This window comes from Pseudoalteromonas translucida KMM 520, assembly GCF_001465295.1.
Taxonomy (GTDB): domain Bacteria; phylum Pseudomonadota; class Gammaproteobacteria; order Enterobacterales; family Alteromonadaceae; genus Pseudoalteromonas; species Pseudoalteromonas translucida.
The window spans coordinates 3,109,771-3,129,533 of record NZ_CP011034.1; the positions used below are offsets into that span (position 1 = coordinate 3,109,771).

The window sequence follows — 19,763 nt, forward strand, 5'->3', positions numbered from 1 at the left end:
TTTAAGTAATAAATATTTTTAAACTGGCATAAAAAAAGTGCCCTTAAGCACTTTTTTGTCATTTTATTATATAAACTTAGTGAGCCTGTTCCCAGTTATCGCCTTCATCAGCTTCAACTATAAGTGGCACATCAAGAGTAGCCGCTTGCGACATTAGTTCGCAAATATGCTTTGTGTAAGCATCAACACAGTCTGTTTTAATTTCAAATACCAATTCATCGTGTACTTGCATTAATAGCTTAACGGTATTGGGAGCTTGCTCGTATACCCAACTGTGTACACTTAACATTGCCTTTTTAATAATATCGGCAGCAGTGCCTTGCATAGGCGCGTTGATTGCTGCGCGCTCGGCTCCTTTTCTACGCGCACCATTTTGGGCTTTAATTTCTGGTAAATATAAACGGCGTCCAAAAATAGTCTCTACATAACCGTTTTCAGCAGCCTTTTCACGCGTTGTTTCCATATATTCTAAAACACCTGGGAAACGCTCAAAATATTTATCAATATAATGCTGCGCTTCATGGCGTGGCACATCCAGCTGACGTGCTAAACCAAATGCCGACATGCCATAAATTAAGCCAAAGTTAACTGCTTTAGCTTTACGGCGCATATCGCTGGTCACTTCTTCTAAACTTACACCAAATACTTCTGCTGCAGTGGCACTGTGCACGTCTAAACCATTAGCGAACGCACTTAATAAACCTTTATCTTGTGAAAGATGCGCCATTATACGTAGCTCAATTTGGCTATAATCGGCAGCGACAATTTTATAACCATCGGCCGCTATAAACGCTTCACGAATACGACGTCCTTCTTCTGATCGAATTGGAATATTTTGTAAATTAGGATCGGTTGAACTTAAACGCCCAGTTGCCGTGACTGCTTGATGATACGAGGTATGCACACGCTGCGTTTTTTCGTTAACCATTAACGGTAATTTGTCGGTATAGGTTGATTTAAGCTTTGATAAACCACGGTGCTCAATAATTACTTTAGGCAGTGGGTAGTCGTGCGCTAATTCTTGTAATACTTCTTCTGCGGTAGAAGGCGCGCCTTTAGGCGTTTTTTTAATTATTGGCAGTTCCAGTTTTTCAAACAACAATACTTGTAGTTGTTTTGGAGAGCTTAAATTAAATGGTTCCCCCGCTATTTCATACGCTTCTTTTTCCAGCTCCAATAAACGCTCGCCTAAACGTTGGCTGTGCGCAGCAAGCATTTTGCTGTCTATTGCTACACCAGTGCGTTCAATATCAGAAATAACATTAACCAGTGGCATTTCTATATCTTCGAATACTGACTTTAGTTTTTCGTCAGCGGCTAATTTGGGCCATAGAACTTGGTGTAAACGCAGCGTAATATCTGCATCTTCAGCGGCATAGGGGGCGGCTTTTTCTAGCTCTACTTGATTAAAAGTAAGTTGCTTTTTACCTTTACCAGCAATATCTTCAAAGCTGATATTTTTATGGCCTAAAAATTTAAGCGCCAGTGAATCCATGTCATGGCGCGTACCCACGCTGTTAAACACATACGATTCAAGCATGGTATCAAACTTAATACCGTTTAATTCGTAACCCGCATTTGCTAATACGCTTTTATCGTATTTAAGGTTTTGCCCTACTTTCGCTTTTTTGGCATCGGCTAGAATAGGTCCTAATTTTTGCATTACAAACTCAAGGCTTAGTTGCTCAGGTGCGCCCGGATAGTCGTGAGCAACGGGTAAATAAGCAGCCTCACCGGCTTTTACCGCAAAGCTCATGCCTACTAACTGTGCTTGCATGTAATCAAGGCTGGTTGTTTCTGTATCAAAGGCAAATAGCTCAGCATCATTTAGCTGCTCTATTAATGCATCAAACTGGCTCTCGGTTAAAATAGTTTCGTATTGCGCCTCTGCTACTTTTGGTACTTCGTTAGCCTCAGTGGGAACAGCTAAGTGTGTTTCGGTATCTTTAGGATTATCGAGTAACTCTGCTAACCAACGACGAAATTCACATTCACCGTAAAGGGCAATTAGCTCATCTTTATTTGGTTCTTGTAACTTAAAGGTATCAAGATCCGATTCAACCTCAACATCACACTTAATAGTGGCAAGTTGATAGCTTAAAGGCAGATGATCTAGTGCAGCTGCTAACTTTTCTCCTATTTTACCTTTGATCTCGCTGGCATTATCCATAACGCCCTGTAGCGATCCGTATTTTTCTAACCACTTAACCGCGGTTTTAGGACCACACCCTTCTACCCCTGGAATGTTATCTACTTTATCGCCCATTAAAGCTAAATAATCGATAATAAGTTCTGGGCCCACACCAAATTTTTCAACCACAGTAACAGGATCCGAGATACTGTCGGTCATGGTGTTTATAAGCGTTACATGTTCATTTACCAGCTGCGCCATATCTTTATCGCCGGTAGAAACCAGTACGTGGCGCTTTTGCTCTGACGCTATGCGCGCAAACGTCCCAATTACATCGTCGGCTTCAACACCTTCAATGCTAATAAGCGGAAAACCCATTGCCTTAATAATACGGTGGATTGGCGCTATTTGCGTGCGTAAGTCATCCGGCATTGGCGGACGATTCGCTTTATATTCGCTATACATATCATTTCTAAAGGTTTTGCCTTTAGCGTCAAATATAACCACCATATGCGAGGGATCATATTGTCTGATCAAACTTTTTAGCATGTTGATCACACCATATATCGCTCCTGTCGCCTCACCTTTTGAGTTAGTTAAATGTGGCGGTGAATGATAAGCACGAAATAAATATGAAGAGCCATCAACTAAAATAAGTGGGTTTTCGGGGATCTGAGCCATGGTGAATTTGGATCCTAAATACAAAAAGTAAGATAATTATAAGCATGCCATAAGGCAGTGAATAAAACGACTGCGAATTAATACTACTGATGTTGATTAATTCAGAACAAACTGTGGATAACTTTGTAGATAACAGCCACAGGCCATTCTTCCAAAGCATTAAAAAACGCTTAGAAATAAAGTTAACTGGTTGTTTTTACTAAAAAAGATAATACGAGGTTCTTTTTTTATTATTTTTTTACCAATGTGGAAAAAAGTTTTAACCGTTACATCCGCTGTTAGTCATTGTCATTATTTGCATCCATTTAAATAACTGGACGAGCATTCTAGCATAATGGATCAAAGATCATAGCGATCCTTTATAATTTTTTTCACTGTAGTTGATCACCAAATGGCATATACCCTATGTTCACTCGCTTAGCGAACAATAACTATACAAATAATTTTTCAAACAGATTATTTTTGCCATGTTAAACTTGAAGGTCTGTTGATCTTTCAAGATTGAATTTGCAGCAGTGTGTTTGGTATTTAGGCAAGGCAGAGCCTATGTGGTGTGGTTATTCCCCATAAATAGGCGATAACACAGCATTAATGCCAAACATGCGCTGCCCGAAGGGTTCTATCTAGGGGCGTGAGCAAGATGCAAAAGCTTTGCTTGGTTTTTACTTATTTACACATAGATGTAAGCCAGTAGAATAACGCAGGAGCAGTTATCGAGCCCACTAGGTTACAAACCTCGCGCCGCGATCAAATCGCTCCTAGTTTGAATAAATTTTAATCCGCAAAGGTTAACAGATCCTAATCTATCGAACTAAATTTTAGTTTGCCGACTTAAACGGAGCAGATAAAAAATGAAAAAAGTTGCAGTAATTTTAGCCGGTTGTGGCGTTTATGATGGTAGTGAAATTAATGAAGCCGTTTTGACTTTATTACACATAGCAAAAAATGGCGCAAGTTATCAGTGCTTTGCACCCGATATAGCGCAGCATCACACCATTAATCACCTCACTGGTGAAGAAACCACCGATAATCGTAATGTACTTGTAGAAGCAGCGCGTATTGCTCGCGGCGAAGTAAAAGCCATTACTGATCTGGACGTTACACAGTTTGATGCTTTAATTGTACCGGGTGGTTTTGGTGCTGCAAAAAATCTATCTGACTTTGCTATAAAAGGGCCACAGGCAAGTATTAATGCTGACGTGTTAAATGCCTGTAAAGCGTTTGCCAATACTAATAAAGCGGCGGGCTATATGTGTATTGCTCCTAACTTAATTCCTTTTATTTATCAGCAGGCACACCTAACTATAGGTAATGATAATGACACAGCTAATGCACTTAATACCCTAGGTGCTCAGCATGTAACCTGCGCAGTAGATGATATTGTTGTAGATCAGCAGTATAAGCTAGTAACAACACCAGCCTATATGCTGGCACAATCTATACTCGATGCCGATGCTGGAATAGCTAAACTGGTGAGTAAAGTACTCGCACTAAGCTGATTTTTGATCAATATGATCTATTTAGATTTTTGTAACTTAGAATAACAGTTACTCTGTTTAACTATTAAGTAAACTGCTGTTTTTATTGAGTTAACACAATCTTTGGTCGATTTAATCAATAAAATCTACTCTGAGCATTTTATAAATTGCTTAGGGGAGTTATAATTGTTTTAAATTCCGTCATTTACAATCGTGATTGATCACGTTCAAATTGAAGTGGGCAAGGCAAAATGAAAAAACTATCAGCTGCAGCATTACTAATGCTAGCAACCACCGCATACGCACAGCCATATGATAACTCTATGACTGCCGATGCAATCAAAAAACGTCTCGCACCGATTGGTGCTGTATACCTTGAAGGTGACAAAGTGGCCGCTCCTGCAGCCCCTACTGGCCCACGTTCTGGCGAGCAAGTATATCAAGCTTCATGTTTTGCGTGTCACGGTACTGGCGCGTTAGGCGCACCTAAATCGGCTGATGACTGGTCACCTCGCCTTGCTAAAGGTAAAGATGTATTACTCGATCACGCACTGAATGGTTTTAATGCAATGCCGCCAAAAGGTACTTGTATGGATTGTTCTGAAGACGAAATTAGTGCCGCAATTAACTTTATGACAACTAAGTAAAAACCTACTAAAGATCAGTAAATAAAAAGGTTTACCTATGGTAAGCCTTTTTTAATGTTTTTTATCAACTTTTAACCGCTAATTTAACGAATATATACTTGACGCTAATAATTAAAAATGAAATTATAAGCGCAATTAGTATACAATAAAAACACAGCTGGTTAACATCATTGGAAGATAAATTAACAGTACCTAGTAACTTAGCGCATCAAAATAAACGCCTGAAAGCGCTACTTAAAAAGTACAAGCATGCACATCATCTACAAAATGCCCTGATCCTATTATCAGAGCAAGCCAGCACGGTTGCAGAACTTTCCTTACTCTATCCCGCTATCCACGATATTTTGCAAAAGTACGTACCAAGCAAAAGTTTTTATGTTGTACTTTCTAACAGACACACAAACTTATTAGAACTTTCTTATTTTTCAGATGAAAAAGATGGTCTTGCTGTTGCCCTTAATCAGCATAATAGTTTTAACGAAGGTGCAACCGGTTATGTATTTAAACAAGGTAAAACAACCTACTTTTCTAAGCAACAAATGCAAGATGCTGCTAATAATGGTTTATTTAAAGCTTTAGGTACGCCTGCTGAGCATTGGATTGGCGTGCCGGTATATCAAGAAAAAAGCATTATAGGCGTACTTGCAGCACAAAGTTACGACACGGCACAAGGATATAGCCCTCAACAAATACAATTACTTGAGGTTATGTCGCTGTACTTAGCTACCGCAATAGAGCGAGTAAAAAAGCGCGAGCAACTCGAAGCCGAAGTTAAAATTCGCACCCAAGCACTTACGCAAAGTAACGCTGCGCTGAATGTAGAAGTTGAACAACGTAAACGAGCCCTACAACGCCAACAAATTTTATTTAAAATATCAGAGCTCGCCACTCAAACTAAAAACATTGATGATGTATATTTACAGCTGCATGAAATTATAAAGTCGATAACCTATGCAGATAACCTTTATATTGCACTTTATAACAAGGATTCTGGCTGGCTAAGTTTTCCTTATTACGTAGATGAATTTAAAAAGAACCCCCAATCGAGACGTTTTGCTAAAGGCTATAGTGAGCTGGTAATCAGCACCGAAGAAACTCAGCTTATTCAACTCGATAGAGCTAAAACTCTTATACAAGATGGCACAGTACAACGCACTTCGCCTGTGCCTGAAAAGCAAATGGCTACTAGTTGGCTTGGCGCACCATTAAAAACATCACAAGGTGTTATTGGTTTAATTGTTTGCCAAGCGTATAACAATAAACATATTTTTAGCCAAGATGATTGCGAACTCATCACCTTTGTATCCCATCAAATTGCTACAGTATTACAAACAAAATTAGCTAACATCGCACTTAAAAAGAGTCATCAGGAGCTTGAGTTTCGGGTTGACGAAAAAACCAAAGAGTTACGCCAAGCTAATCTACATTTACAGATGCAAATTGATGAGCGAAAAAAAATAGAGCAGCAGCTTTATCACGACGCGCACCACGACTCGCTGACCGGTTTAGCTAACCGAAGCTTATTTTTAACTCAACTTGAAAAAACCCTGCAAGAGTATCATCGCTTTGTAGAGCAACATTTTGCCGTATTATTTATTGATTTAGATAAGTTTAAAAATATTAACGACCAGCTTGGTCATCATGCCGGGGATCAGTTTTTAATTAGCGTGAGTAAGCTATTTTCGCAGTGTATTCGCGAGCACGACTTATTAGCGCGCTTAGGGGGAGATGAGTTTGTAATTTTATTGACTCATTTAACCGAGCCTCAACAAGCTGAAGATGTTGCAAATAGAATCATTAACTTAATGGCAGAACCATTTTGTTTTAAAGGTTCGTCGCTGCAAAGTGGTGCAAGTATTGGTATAACTTACTCTAACCAAAGCTATAAAAATACGGATGAAATAATTCGTGATGCCGATGCCGCTATGTACTACGCTAAAAACTCAGGTAGAAACCGCTATGAGCTATTCCACCCGCTATTAACGCAAGCAATACCAGAGCAGCAATCACCAGTACTGCATTACCTTGAACAACTACCGATGAACTTTAGAAGCTCTGAGATCATTACTCTTGATGAAAATTGCCAGTCTGAGTCATTGCTAGAAGCATTTGGCGAGCACCCTATATTAGGCTATACCAGTTTTGATATTCTAAAAAAGTTTGCCTGCGATAAAGAGCAACATCTTAATGTCGAACTTCAGCTACTACAACAAGCATACACGCAAACAAGTAACGCTAATTTAAACGTCGGCTTACTACCTTGCTCTGGTTTGTTATTGGCCCATCCTGAATTTGATTTATTTACTGATGCTTTGAGCCAATGCGAAAACAAAACACAACTTTGCTTACTCTTTGACGAGCAAGAAATACGCTATGCTAGTGCAACACAAATTGAAAATTTAAAGCTATTATCTTTAAACGGCTACTCTATTGGTTTAAATAATTTTGCTAAAGATAAATGCGAGCTTAACTTACTTAGCGAAATTGATTTTGACTACCTATTACTTAGCTCGACGTTTAGTAAGCGTATTTTGCAGCAAGCCAGCTACGACCTACAACTGCAGGGCGTACTTGCCATTACTAAAATTAAAAACACTAAAGTAATAGCAAAAGGCCCTGCTATATTAAATTTTAGAGCCCTATTAGATAAACATGGCCTAGGGTTTTTTATCGGTAAACAGTCTGCACTTAACAGTAGTTTGCAGCCCTCAATTAGTCACTCTGAATCACTGCAACGTTAACCAATTTATTCAGGTTTTTTAAGCATAGCGCGTAAATTAGCTACACGCGCCTGACCTTTTTCCATTCGCTCGGCTTGGCTATTAGGTGCTTTTTTATTCTCGAATGCTAAATCATCTTGTGGTAGCTCTTGCACAAAACGACTGAGCTCTGTTTGTGATGTTTCGCCAAATTGACGACGTATTTTGGCATAGGTTAAGGTGAGTTCTTGTTGAGCTCGGGTGATCCCAACATACGCAAGGCGACGCTCTTCATCTACGTTGTCCTCATCAATACTTACCTGATGCGGTAACAAGCCCTCTTCCATGCCCACCATAAACACGTACGGATACTCTAGTCCTTTTGATGCATGCAAGGTTGATAACTGCACCGCGTCGGCTTCATCTTCTTCTTCGTTACGCTCTAACATATCGCGTAATGTAAGTTTGCTCACTACTTCGGCCAAAGTCATGGGTTCGTTATCGGCGTCGCCGGTTAGCATATCGGTGATCCACCGATATAACTCCGATACGTTTTTCATCCGCATTTCAGCCGCTTTGGCACTGGGTGATGACTCGTATAAATACGCTTCGTAGTTAATGTTACGTACTAAATCTTTAACCGCTTCTAGGGTATCACCGCGCACCGCGTTGTCAGATAGCTCCACAACCCAACGTGCAAACCCAGTAAGTGCGTTCAAACCACGCCCTTTTAGTCTATAACCTAGGTCATTATCAAAACAGGTAGCAAATAAACTCATGTGCTTTTCGTTTGCGAGCGTGCCCAGCTTTTCGAGTGTCACCGTGCCTATTTCGCGCCGTGGCGTATTTACTATACGTAAAAATGCATTGTCATCGTCTTGATTAACCAACAGTCGTAAATAGGCCATAATATCTTTAATTTCTGAGCGCGAGAAAAACGACATACCACCGCTAATTTTGTATGGAATACGGTTACTCATTAACGATTTTTCAAAGCCTCGCGCTTGATGATTACCACGATATAAAATAGCGTAATCTTTGTAGCTAGTGCGTTTCATAAACTTATGCGAAATAATTTCAGCCACTACGCGCTCAGACTCATGCTCTTCATCACGACAACCAATTACTTTTATTGGCTCACCATAACCGAGCTCACTAAACAGCTTTTTTTCAATGTCGTGCGGATTGTTGGCAATTAATATATTAGCCGCTTTAAGAATACGCCCTGCACTACGATAGTTTTGCTCCAGCTTAATAAGTCTAAGCCCGGGGAAGTCTTTACTTAATAACACTAAGTTTTGCGGACGCGCACCGCGCCATGAGTAAATTGATTGATCGTCATCGCCTACCACAGTAAAACGGGCGCGCTCACCTACTAACAGCTTAACAAGTTGGTATTGGCTGGTATTGGTATCTTGGTACTCATCCACCAGCAAGTATTTAAAGCGTTGCTGCCAGCGCACCCGGGAAGTGGCATTATTAGTAAGGAGCAAAGTAGGGATCATTATTAAGTCGTCAAAGTCTAGTGCATTGTATGCACGTAACTGGTTTTGATAACGCCCATAAAGCTGTGCAAATAATGCTTTTTGTGGCTCTTGCGCTTCGCGGATTGCTTGCTCTGGTAAAATTAATTCGTTTTTCCAGCTACCTATTGCCATTTTTAATAGCTTGAGTAGGTCTTTATCATTTTTAAGTTCGTCTTCGGTTAAATCATTTAATAACTGGTTGGTATCTTGATCGTCAAATAGCGAAAAACCCGGCTTAAAGCCCAGTGTACTAAGCTCTTTTTTGATAATTTCTAAACCCAGCGTATGAAATGTAGATACCCAAAGCCCTTTGGCATCTTGCTTGCCAAGTGTTTGCAAAACACGCTCACGCATCTCTTTAGCGGCTTTATTGGTAAAAGTAACCGCGGCAATATTCCGCGCTTTATACTCACACTTTTTCACTAAATATGCGATTTTATTAGTAATAACACGCGTTTTACCAGAGCCAGCTCCAGCAAGCACTAAGCATGGCCCACTAATATATTTTACCGCTTCATCTTGTTTAGGATTGAGTTTCATAACGACCAAAGAGATTTTAAAAGACGGGCAATTTTAACGTAACCATTACAGCGAGCATAGCAATTGCACTAATTAATTAGATAAAGATCAACCTGTGTTAAATACACTGGCTATAAGGTAATATTAGTTATTATAAATTCTGGGCAACTGCCAAGGGACGAACATGATTAATCCAGCAAAACTTGAAGAAATTGCAAAGCAAATCACTAGTAATATGCCACAAGGCGTAAAAAACTTAGCCGATACACTCGAAGGTAAAACCAAACAAGTTTTACAAAACAAGCTTGCTGAGATGGACTTTGTAAGTCGTGAAGAGTTTGATGTACAAAGCCAAGTACTGATCCGTACACGCGAAAAGCTAACCGAACTTGAAGCTAAAGTTGCACTGTTAGAACAACAACTTAGCATTCAGCCAGATGCTGAATAATAAATGCGCTTAAAGTAAAAAAGCAGCCTTGGCTGCTTTTTTTGTTTTGTAATAGTGCTAATGAAATAGCTCATCAAGTACATAGTAAGCTAAATTGCTCTGCTGCGCGCAACTCACAACCAGCATTTTTTGCGCTACTTGCTCCCCAGTTATTGGTTTATAGCGTTTTAAAAGTGGCAGACAAGTCATAATAGGTAAAATAACACTGCCTATTTTCTCAGCTACTCTAAACTGCTTACGGTTGCCTAATAATAACGACGGCTGAAAAATACTGATCCGTGCAAAAGGCAGTTGCTTAATCTGCTGCTCTAGTTGCCCCTTCATTTTTAAATAAGGGCTAGTGCTGTGCGCATTTGCACCACTTGATGACACCAAGCAGTAATGTTGCACACTATTACTTGCGGCTAATTGCGCGGCAATAAATTGATAATTGAAATCAACTCTTCGCTGCGCCGCAATTGAGCCGGCTTGCTTTTTAGTAGTACCTAAGCAAGAAAAAAACACATCGCCTTTAAATAGTGCAGCGTATTGAGTTAACTCATCAAACTCAATTATATGATTAACGAGTTTTGGATGACGCATGCTTAACGCGCGGCGGCTTAAGGCAATCACATTAGAAAAATAGGCGCTTTGTAGTAACTTTTTTAATAACTCATTTCCTACTAACCCTGTTGCACCTATGATCACCGCCGTTTTTGTCATCGCGTTAATTATCCATGGCCAAGTTTTGAAAACACATGTTGCACGGCTTTTTTATAAGTGTCGGCTTCTTCTGATGCACAAGTCACTACTGACTCTAGGTCATGTAGGTGGCCATTTTCTAGGCCGTAAACCCAACCGTGAATCGATAAATTTTGTCCACGTGCCCATGCGTCTTGTACTATATTAGTACGCGCTACATTACGTACCTGCTCAATTACATTAAGCTCTATTAAACGGCTTAAACGCTCTTTTTCAGGCACTGCATTTAATTGCTCCAGGTGTTTTTCTTTTACATCACCAACATGGCGCAGCCAATTATCAATAAAGCCAAAGCGGGCTTCATCTAGTACTGCTTGTACACCACCACAACCATAATGCCCCACCACCATAATGTGTTTAACTTTTAATACTTCAACAGCATATTGCATTACCGATAAACAGTTATGATCTGTATGTACAACCACGTTTGCTACGTTACGATGTACAAATAGCTCACCGGGGAGTAAATCTACAATTTGATTGGCTGGCACACGAGAGTCGGAGCAACCAATCCATAAGTACTCTGGATTTTGCTGCATTGATAATATTTTAAAAAAGTCAGGATCTGCTTTACTGGTGCGATCTGCCCAACGTTTATTATTGTCGAATAAATTTTTTAGCTTTCTCATTGCATCTCTTTTCAGTTCGAAGACGGATAATTTGCCAAGATCAAAATATTGCGCGGTGTTAACTGCTTTGCGCAAAACGTTTTAATACTGACTTGATAGCCTTGTTGCTGTAAATATAAAGCACGATCGAGCACAAGCCAAACTTCTATTGCTCTTCTGAACACATGTCGAACCAGTTCAACACGGTCAGTTACTTTCATTCTGGCCTGCCCAATAAGTAAAAATTTATTATAATCAATTTCTTGCGTTAACTTTAACGACTTTTTGTCTGCAGCCCATGCACAAAATGATTTAAATGAATCTGAAAATACCGCCTTGTTAACCGACGGCACACTGACGTAATGTTGCTCATTAGTAATCGATTTTCGCAGGGCATCAAACCCGAGCCGCCATGCAACTTCAGTGTTACGCACTTTAACTATGCGTGAAGGCGCGGTTACCATTTCTTGAAGTGCGAGCTTTAAGTCGCGATGGGTTAAGTTAAGAGGACTTTGCTGTGCAAGCGTACTCATTGCTAGGTAATTATCTGGAGTAAATAAATGATAACAACAAGGAGAGAAACTAATGTTAGAGACTTTAGCTACACTGGCCTGCTGCATAAAAGCTTGATGTAAACCGCCGCAAGCATGTAGAGCTACTGCGTGCATATCGGCTTTAAAAAAATCAGTAATATCATCGCTTAGTACATCAGCTTGGCTAAAATGCATAGCTAAGCCTTGCTGCTTTGCACTGTGTTGCCCTTGCTCACATAACTGCGATTGCAGCTCTATACTGTGCACGCTTTTAGCACCATTAAACGCTAGCATACGCCCGAGGTGTCCTTTACCCGCGCACCATTCTAAAACAGGCTTGGTACTACTTGGTAAAGCCGATACAAAATCTTGCACCTGCTGAAATTTCCGCCCTTTAATACCGTTACTAAGCCAAAACGGATACTCACTGCGCGTTAAGTTCGCTGTTGGTAATTCACACAAATTTACCAGCTGTTCAAGTTGCTCAATATGCGGCTCAAAAAATTGATATAACTGCTCTTCATTGCCATCTAGTTGGGCAACTTGTTCATCCGTTAAATTATTTAAAGGCCCTTGTAGCTCAGGCCAAGGTAATGTATCAAAATCAAATGCGGTGCATTGCCAATATTGGCGATTACGCATGAGGAGAGAATCAAGTGCAGAAAACTGCTCAGCTAAGGTCATATCAACTTAAAATAAATAAACACAATTAATTATAGCAGCTCAACCCACTGTCATTAAGTGGTTATTTTTTGAAGATTAAACGTAAATACAGCGGGATAGAAATAATGCTGATAATAATTGCTGCCAGTAACATCCATGAAAGCTTTAATCTTTCGGGCTCCTGATACTTATATATAAAACTAGCTTTTACTTTGTCAAAATCACTTTGCTCAATACCATATAAATCAGCTATTAAGCGCCACTTTGCTATCGACATATTACCTAGGTGAGTACTGGGTACTGTAACATAACCTTTTAATACCTCGGCTTCATAAGCTAGCTGATGGGGGCTTTTATGCGGTGCGTATTGATGAGTTACTGCTATCGCTTCATCCATATTCATCATTGCATAACGCCAACCTTTAAGGCTTGCCTGATAAAAGCTTTCTACTGTTTGCGGGTGGTTTTCTAGCATACTTTGGCTGGTAAACAAAATATCGGCGTACAGATCCATGCCGTACCTTTGTGGACAAATGAGTCTGTGAGCGATTCCTTGTTGCGCCATGTAATAAGGTAGGTCGGTTACATACACTTGCATTGCATCTACTTTATTATCAACCCATGCGCGGGTCGGATTATCACCTTCATAATGCGCTAAACGGTCAGTATTAATACCACTGCGCTGGAGCATAATTAATAACTCAGTATTCTCTCTTTTACCGCTGGTAGTGACTCGTTTAGTAATAAAGTCTCGTGCATGAAAAATATCAGAGCTGTCTTTAACCATCCAGCAATAAGGGGAAAACTGCAATATAGCAGCCATTGCCACTAAAGGTTTACCGGCAATGCGTTGCTGTAAAACACCAGAGTGACCAATGCCAAACTGCACCTCACCTCGTGCTACTGCATCAAAACTGTCGGGCATACTTAAATTGGCAGGGAGTATATTTACATCCAGCCCGACCTCTTTATAAAAGCCTTTGTGCTTGGCCATATAATAGCCGGCAAATTGAAATTGATGAGTCCATTTTAATTGTAATGTAACCGGTTCTTGCGCCTGTAACTGGCAACAAAAAAGCCCCAAAACAATGATTAGTCCTTTAATTAGCAACGAGTTCCCCTCAAAGCATATTATTATTTATTGATAATAATATGTAAAAAACATGATAAAGCAAGCACCTCAACGAGATGCTTGCTAATAAAGAGGGTTATGCCGAAGCAAGTTTATCGACGTTTTTGCCCTGAGGCTGCGAGGTTAAAAACTGGGTAAAACATGGATTATTTGTTTCATCTTGTACGCTATAGCCTAAGCGATTTAAGTGCTCGTTAAACAGATCAAATTGACTTGGTTCAATTGCAAAACCTGCTAATACATTACCTGTAGAGCCACCATGATTACGATAATGAAATAAGGTAATATTCCAATTACTACCTAAGGTATCTAAAAAGCGTGCTAATGCACCCGGGTATTCAGGAAACTCAAACTGCAATAAACGCTCATGTAATTGCTCTGGTGCTTTACCTCCAACCATATAACGCACATGTAACTTAGCGAGTTCATTATCCGATAGGTCGCAAAATTGGTAGTTGTTATTGGTTAGATCTTGCTTTAACTCTTCTAGCTCTTGTAACCCTTGGCGTAGCGCAATACCTACAAATATTTGCGCATCGCCGGGGCCTGCATAGCGATAGTTAAACTCGGTAATAGCACGCCCACCTAACGAGGCACAAAACTGTTTAAAACTGCCTTTTTCTTCATTAATGGTAACGGCTAATAGCGCTTCGTTTTTTTCGCCAAGTGCGGTGCGCTCTGCTACATAACGTAAGCGATCAAAATTTAAATTAGCCCCCGAAAGCACCGCAGCTAAATGCAGTCCTTTTAACCCCGATTGCTGACTCCACTTTTTCAGCCCGGCAGTGGCAAGCGCGCCTGAAGGCTCGGCAATGGCGCGCGTAGATACAAAAATATCTTGCATGGCGGCGCATATCTCATCACTGCTTACGGTAACGACTTCGTCGCAAAATTTTTGCGCTAATCTAAACGTTTCAGTGCCAATAATTTTAACCGCCACACCATCGGCAAAACTACCAACTCTATCAAGCTCTACTGGTTTACCCGCTTTTAGTGCGGCTTGTAAGCAGGCACTTTCGTCGGCTTCTACCCCTATTACTTTTATATCTGGGCGCAGTGATTTTATATATACCGCCATACCAGCAAGTAAACCGCCGCCGCCAACGGGAATAAATACCGCATCAAGCTCGTTTAACTGCTGCATTAGCTCACGGGCTACTGTGCCTTGGCCTACAATTACGTCTGGGTCGTCAAATGGCGGGACAAATATACCGTTGCGTTGCTCTGTAAGTTCTAGCGCATGGGCTTTAGCGGCATCAAAATGATGACCATGTAATACCACTTCACCACCAAGTGCACGCACTGCACTTACTTTTATTTCTGGGGTGGTTACTGGCATAACTATAGTTGCCTGATGCCCTAAATGTGAGGCACTCAGCGCCACACCTTGAGCATGATTTCCTGCAGATGCAGTAATAACCACTGAGCCTTTAGGCAGTTTGTTAAGTTTATTAAATGCACCGCGTAATTTAAATGAGTACACCGGCTGCTGGTCTTCGCGTTTTAGCCACACATGGTTGCCCAGCTTAGTACTGAGCTCAGCCATTTTGCTAACTTCAGTTACTTTAGCTAGCGGCTCCATGTTTGCTTGAATAATTGCACGAAAATAATCGAGTTCTTGAGAAACCATAATTAACTAAGCGCCTCTAGTTTGGCTAAATCGCGCACTGCACCTTTATCGGCACTGGTGGCAAGTAGCGCATACGCTTTAAGCGCAGATGATACATAACGCTGACGATCAAGCGGTTTATAAGCCTGCTTGCCACGCGCTAATTGTTTTTGTTTACGTGCTTCGAGCTCTGCATCGCTAAGCGCTAAAGTAATTTCGCGAGTAGCAATATCAATAATTATTTTATCGCCGTTTTCAACGTAGGCAATTGCGCCACCACTAGCAGCTTCTGGTGATACATGGCCAATTGATAAGCCCGATGTGCCGCCAGAAAAACGACCATCGGTGATCAAGGCACATTTTTCTGCTAAGCCCTTTGATTTTAAGTAACTGGTTGGATAGAGCATTTCTTGCATTCCAGGCCCGCCTTTTGGCCCTTCATAACGAATAACCACTACATCACCGGCTTTTACTTCGCCGTTTAAAATACCTTCTACCGAATCATCTTGCGACTCATACACCACGGCAGTGCCTTCAAAATGTAGCATGTCATCAACCACACCCGCACTCTTTACAACACAGCCATCAACCGCTAAATTGCCCGACAATACGGCTAAACCGCCATCTTGACGAAAAGCGTGTTCAACACTACGAATGCAACCATGTTCGCGGTCGTTATCGCCCTCATCCCAACGGCATTCTTGGCTCATTGCTTTAGTAGTGCGAATACCCGCAGGGCCTGCACGATAAAATTTGCGAGCGGCTTCGTTAGTTGGGTCTGTTGCATCCCACTTTTTAACAAGCTCAGCCATTGTTGACCCAGCAACATGATTTACCGACATATCAACTAAGCCTGCTTTACCCAGTTCACGTACAATGGCCATCATGCCACCAGCGCGGTGTACATCTTCAATATGATATTCTGGCGTAGCGGGTGCTACTTTACATAAAAAGGGCGTTTTACGAGATAGTGCATCAATGTGCGACATATCAAAATCAACACCTGCCTCTTGCGCCGCAGCAAGTAAATGCAATACCGTGTTTGACGAGCCGCCCATGGCTATATCTACTACCATGGCGTTCATAAAGGCTGTTTTGTTGGCAATCGCGCGTGGCAGTACTTCTTGGTTATCTTTTTGGTAATACTCGCGGCACAAATCAACAATGCGTGCGCCCGCTTCAACATAAAGCTGTTTACGGTCCTTGTGGGTTGCTAGCGTAGTGCCGTTACCCGGTAGTGCTAAACCAATGGCTTCAAGTAAACAGTTCATAGAGTTGGCAGTAAACATGCCTGAACACGAACCACAGGTAGGACATGCTGAGCGCTCCACTTGCTCTGAATCTGCATCACTTACCGACTCATCTGCCCCTTTAACCATGGCGTCTACCAAATCGAGTTTAATATCGATATTAGCAAGTTTAGTTTTACCGGCTTCCATCGGGCCACCCGATACAAATATAACCGGAATATTTAAACGCAGCGCTGCAAGCATCATTCCTGGGGTAATTTTGTCGCAGTTTGAAATACAGATCATCGCATCGGCGCAGTGGCCATTAACCATGTACTCAACCGAGTCGGCAATTAGGTCGCGTGATGGCAGTGAATACAGCATGCCACCATGGCCCATAGCAATACCATCATCTATCGCTATGGTGTTAAATTCTTTTGGCACGCCGCCCGCAGCGGTAATGGTTTCGCCCATCAGTTCACTCAGCTGATTAAGGTGCACATGCCCAGGTACAAATTGTGTAAATGAGTTTACAACCGCAATAATCGGCTTTCCGAAATCGCTATCTGTCATTCCTGTTGCACGCCATAATGCACGAGCACCTGCACGTTTTCGACCTTCGGTTGTTGTTGCACTTCTTAATTTTGCCATGGTTACCTCTGTTTTGCTGCTTTATAAGCAAGCATTCCTCATTCTTAGTTATTGAGTAAGTTTATTAACCCACTCTGTAATTGTTTACTGCACGCACACTTAAACCGCTTGTTGCTGTAAATTTTGTAAAGTAACGGCTTTTACATCCACCAGCTTATTTAGCTGGCTGGTTAATAAGTGAATTGGCTTATCGCTGTCTACCGTCATGGTTACATGGTATTGGCCATCGTCTATATTGAGTTGAAAATGGGTTAAGTCAAAACCACGATGACGTACTACGCGTAAAAAACGCTCTACAGCAATACTTTGATTTTTTAAGGCGATTGTTAAACTATGTTTCATTGTGCTTTCCCCGTCATCATTTGATCGTTAGCTGCACCTGGCGGTACTAGCGGCCATACATTTTCTTGATTATCAATGCAGGCATGTACTATGTATGGACCTTTACTGTTAACCAGTGCGGTTATTGCATCGTCAACTTGGTTAGCATGGGTTATGGTTTGCCCTGGTATACCAAATACCGCTGCTAGCTGCACAAAGTCAGGATTATCTGAAAGATCGGTTTCTGAGTAGCGCTCTTCAAAAAACAGCTCCTGCCATTGACGTACCATGCCTAAGCGTTGGTTATCTAAAATAAGTATTTTTACTGGTAAATTATTACGACGAATTGTTGCCAACTCTTGAATGTTCATCATGATGGAACCATCACCCGATACCGTAATAACAAAGTCATCGGGGCGAGCTACTTGCGCACCAATTGCCGCAGGTAAACCAAAGCCCATAGTGCCTGCACCACCACTACTTAAGTGATTACTGGGATGATTAAATTTCATATGCTGGGCCACCCACATTTGGTGCTGACCTACATCGCAGCACACTACGCCCGTTTTAGGCATACGTTGGCTTAGTTGATTAAGTAAATAAGGTGCAAATACCTTGTCGCCCGGATAGTCGTAACGCCATGCATATTTAACCATCATTGATTTGTTATGATCGCACCATGCTTGCGGGGTTACAAAGCACTCTAGTGCAGGTAAGGACGTTTTTAAGTCAGCAATTAAAGAAGCTTTAGCTGGTTTACGCTTACCGACTTCTGCGGCGTCTATATCTAAATGAATTACTTTAGCGTTTGCAGCAAACTTAGCTAAGTTGCCGGTAACACGGTCATCAAACCGCGCCCCAATGCACACTAGTACATCACATTCTTGCACCGCTAAGTTAGCTGCTTGGCCGCCATGCATACCTAGCATACCTAAGTAATACTCGTAATCGGGTAACACACTGCCCAGCGCTTTTAGAGTAGCAACCGCTGGCATGTGGGTTTTATTTAAAAACTGCATCAACTGGGCTTGTGCATCTGCTGATTGGACTCCACCACCTACATAAGCCACTGGCTGTTTAGCCTCACTAAGTAATTGATTGGCAATAGCAACTTGCTTTAAATCTAGCTCTGGTAAGTACTCATCGGCTGCTAGCCAAGGCTGAAATGGCACTTGCGCCATTTGAATGTCTTTTGGAATATCTACGAGTACCGGTCCTGGGCGACCGCTTTGCGCTAAGTGCATGGCCTCTTGCAGTATTTCGGCTAAATCTTCGGCTCGCTCTACCATGTAACTGTGCTTAGTACACGACAGCGACATACCTAATACATCTATCTCCTGAAAGGCATCTGAACCAATCGCTGCAGTAGGTACTTGCCCGGTAATTGCTAATAATGGCACTGAGTCCATCATCGCATCGGCAAGAGCGGTAATTAAGTTAGTGGCACCAGGGCCTGACGTTGCAAAACACACTCCTAATTTACCCGTACTACGAGCAAAGCCTACTGCCGCAAAGCCTGCACCTTGCTCATGCCGAGTAAGGTAGTGCTTGACTGGCGCGCCATACAAAGCATCGTAAATTGGCATAATAGCTCCGCCTGGGTAGCCAAATACTTCTTTTACACCGTGTTTGGCTAATAAATCTATTGTTAATTCTGCGCCTGTCATTAATAAAACCCTCATTCCTCAGTGACAATTCAATCACATATTTTGCCGCTAAAACCAAAAAGCCCCCCGAACGGTTAAGTGCGGAGGGCTTTTAAATGCTTAAGTTTTTTAAAGCACTACGAAGCCCTCGCGGGAATAATCACCACGATAATAATCAGGACTAGGTTTAGTGCGTTTGCAAGCATGTAATTAATACCAAATGTTGTTAAATTATCGCAAAGGTTATTCCTTTGCTCTCTTTTTATATTAATACCGCGCAGAGCCCCTTAAGTCAACATCAAATTCAATTCAAATAAAAGACAAATAAGCAATTTAAGTGGTTTTAATATTCACTTTAATTATCTGCTGTGGTTTTTTTATGTGAATAGTTAATCGCTATAAATTCCCTATTCTAATATGCCCTTTTTATGGTTTGATTAATTTTTAATAATACCCCGAGAATTAATTTATTTTACCCCCTCAGGAAATGCGCAGCTTCTC

General features: G+C 41.3%; 14 protein-coding genes. 4 read left to right on the top strand and 10 right to left on the bottom strand.

Annotated features, from left to right (window positions below):
* Positions 1-76: 76 nt before the first annotated feature.
* Positions 77-2,812, bottom strand: coding sequence for a DNA polymerase I (gene polA / locus PTRA_RS14355; protein ID WP_058374292.1), 2,736 nt, complete (start codon positions 2,810-2,812; stop codon positions 77-79).
* Positions 2,813-3,663: 851 nt separating this feature from the next.
* Between polA and elbB the strand changes: the two genes are divergently transcribed.
* The 3 genes from elbB to PTRA_RS14370 all read left to right on the top strand — a co-directional run bounded on the left by elbB (position 3,664) and on the right by PTRA_RS14370 (position 7,678).
* Positions 3,664-4,311, top strand: a complete 648-nt coding sequence (elbB, locus tag PTRA_RS14360; protein WP_058374293.1) for an isoprenoid biosynthesis glyoxalase ElbB — start codon at positions 3,664-3,666, stop codon at positions 4,309-4,311.
* Between the two features lie 230 nt (positions 4,312-4,541).
* On the top strand, positions 4,542-4,937 hold the full coding sequence (locus PTRA_RS14365) for a c-type cytochrome (RefSeq protein WP_058374294.1): 396 nt from the start codon (positions 4,542-4,544) through the stop codon (positions 4,935-4,937).
* Between the two features lie 170 nt (positions 4,938-5,107).
* The gene (locus tag PTRA_RS14370; RefSeq protein ID WP_058374295.1) at positions 5,108-7,678 is read left to right on the top strand and encodes a bifunctional diguanylate cyclase/phosphodiesterase; all 2,571 of its coding nucleotides are present in this window, start codon (positions 5,108-5,110) and stop codon (positions 7,676-7,678) included.
* Positions 7,679-7,683: 5 nt separating this feature from the next.
* Here the strand turns inward: PTRA_RS14370 and rep are convergent, their stop codons facing one another.
* A complete protein-coding gene (gene rep, locus PTRA_RS14375) occupies positions 7,684-9,702 on the bottom strand; it encodes a DNA helicase Rep (RefSeq protein WP_058374296.1) in 2,019 nt (672 codons plus the stop codon).
* A 163-nt stretch (positions 9,703-9,865) separates the two neighbouring features.
* Between rep and ubiK the strand changes: the two genes are divergently transcribed.
* Entirely contained in the window at positions 9,866-10,129 is a 264-nt protein-coding gene (gene ubiK / locus PTRA_RS14380) for a ubiquinone biosynthesis accessory factor UbiK (RefSeq protein WP_058374297.1), read from the top strand.
* 57 nt (positions 10,130-10,186) lie between these two features.
* Here ubiK and PTRA_RS14385 read toward each other — a convergent pair whose 3' ends face one another.
* The 8 genes from PTRA_RS14385 to ilvG form a co-directional block, all read right to left on the bottom strand.
* Positions 10,187-10,831 carry an NAD-dependent epimerase/dehydratase family protein gene (locus tag PTRA_RS14385; RefSeq protein WP_058374298.1) on the bottom strand — a complete coding sequence of 215 codons (645 nt, stop codon included), beginning with the start codon at positions 10,829-10,831 and terminating at the stop codon, positions 10,187-10,189.
* Between the two features lie 8 nt (positions 10,832-10,839).
* Complete coding sequence (gene can / locus PTRA_RS14390; RefSeq protein ID WP_058374299.1) at positions 10,840-11,499, bottom strand: carbonate dehydratase; 660 nt, start codon at positions 11,497-11,499, stop codon at positions 10,840-10,842.
* 11 nt (positions 11,500-11,510) lie between these two features.
* Positions 11,511-12,695 carry a methyltransferase gene (locus tag PTRA_RS14395; protein ID WP_058374300.1) on the bottom strand — a complete coding sequence of 395 codons (1,185 nt, stop codon included), beginning with the start codon at positions 12,693-12,695 and terminating at the stop codon, positions 11,511-11,513.
* 61 nt (positions 12,696-12,756) lie between these two features.
* The gene (locus tag PTRA_RS14400) at positions 12,757-13,785 is read right to left on the bottom strand and encodes an ABC transporter substrate-binding protein (RefSeq protein ID WP_058374301.1); all 1,029 of its coding nucleotides are present in this window, start codon (positions 13,783-13,785) and stop codon (positions 12,757-12,759) included.
* Between the two features lie 97 nt (positions 13,786-13,882).
* Positions 13,883-15,436 (bottom strand): threonine ammonia-lyase, biosynthetic, encoded by a 1,554-nt coding sequence (ilvA, locus tag PTRA_RS14405; protein WP_058374302.1) that lies wholly within the window; start codon positions 15,434-15,436, stop codon positions 13,883-13,885.
* Between the two features lie 2 nt (positions 15,437-15,438).
* On the bottom strand, positions 15,439-17,295 hold the full coding sequence (gene ilvD, locus PTRA_RS14410) for a dihydroxy-acid dehydratase (protein ID WP_058374303.1): 1,857 nt from the start codon (positions 17,293-17,295) through the stop codon (positions 15,439-15,441).
* A 99-nt stretch (positions 17,296-17,394) separates the two neighbouring features.
* Positions 17,395-17,637, bottom strand: coding sequence for an acetolactate synthase 2 small subunit (gene ilvM, locus PTRA_RS14415; protein ID WP_058374304.1), 243 nt, complete (start codon positions 17,635-17,637; stop codon positions 17,395-17,397).
* On the bottom strand, positions 17,634-19,283 hold the full coding sequence (gene ilvG, locus PTRA_RS14420) for an acetolactate synthase 2 catalytic subunit (RefSeq protein ID WP_058374305.1): 1,650 nt from the start codon (positions 19,281-19,283) through the stop codon (positions 17,634-17,636). Before ilvG ends, ilvM begins: the two co-directional genes overlap by 4 nt.
* Positions 19,284-19,763: the final 480 nt, after the last annotated feature.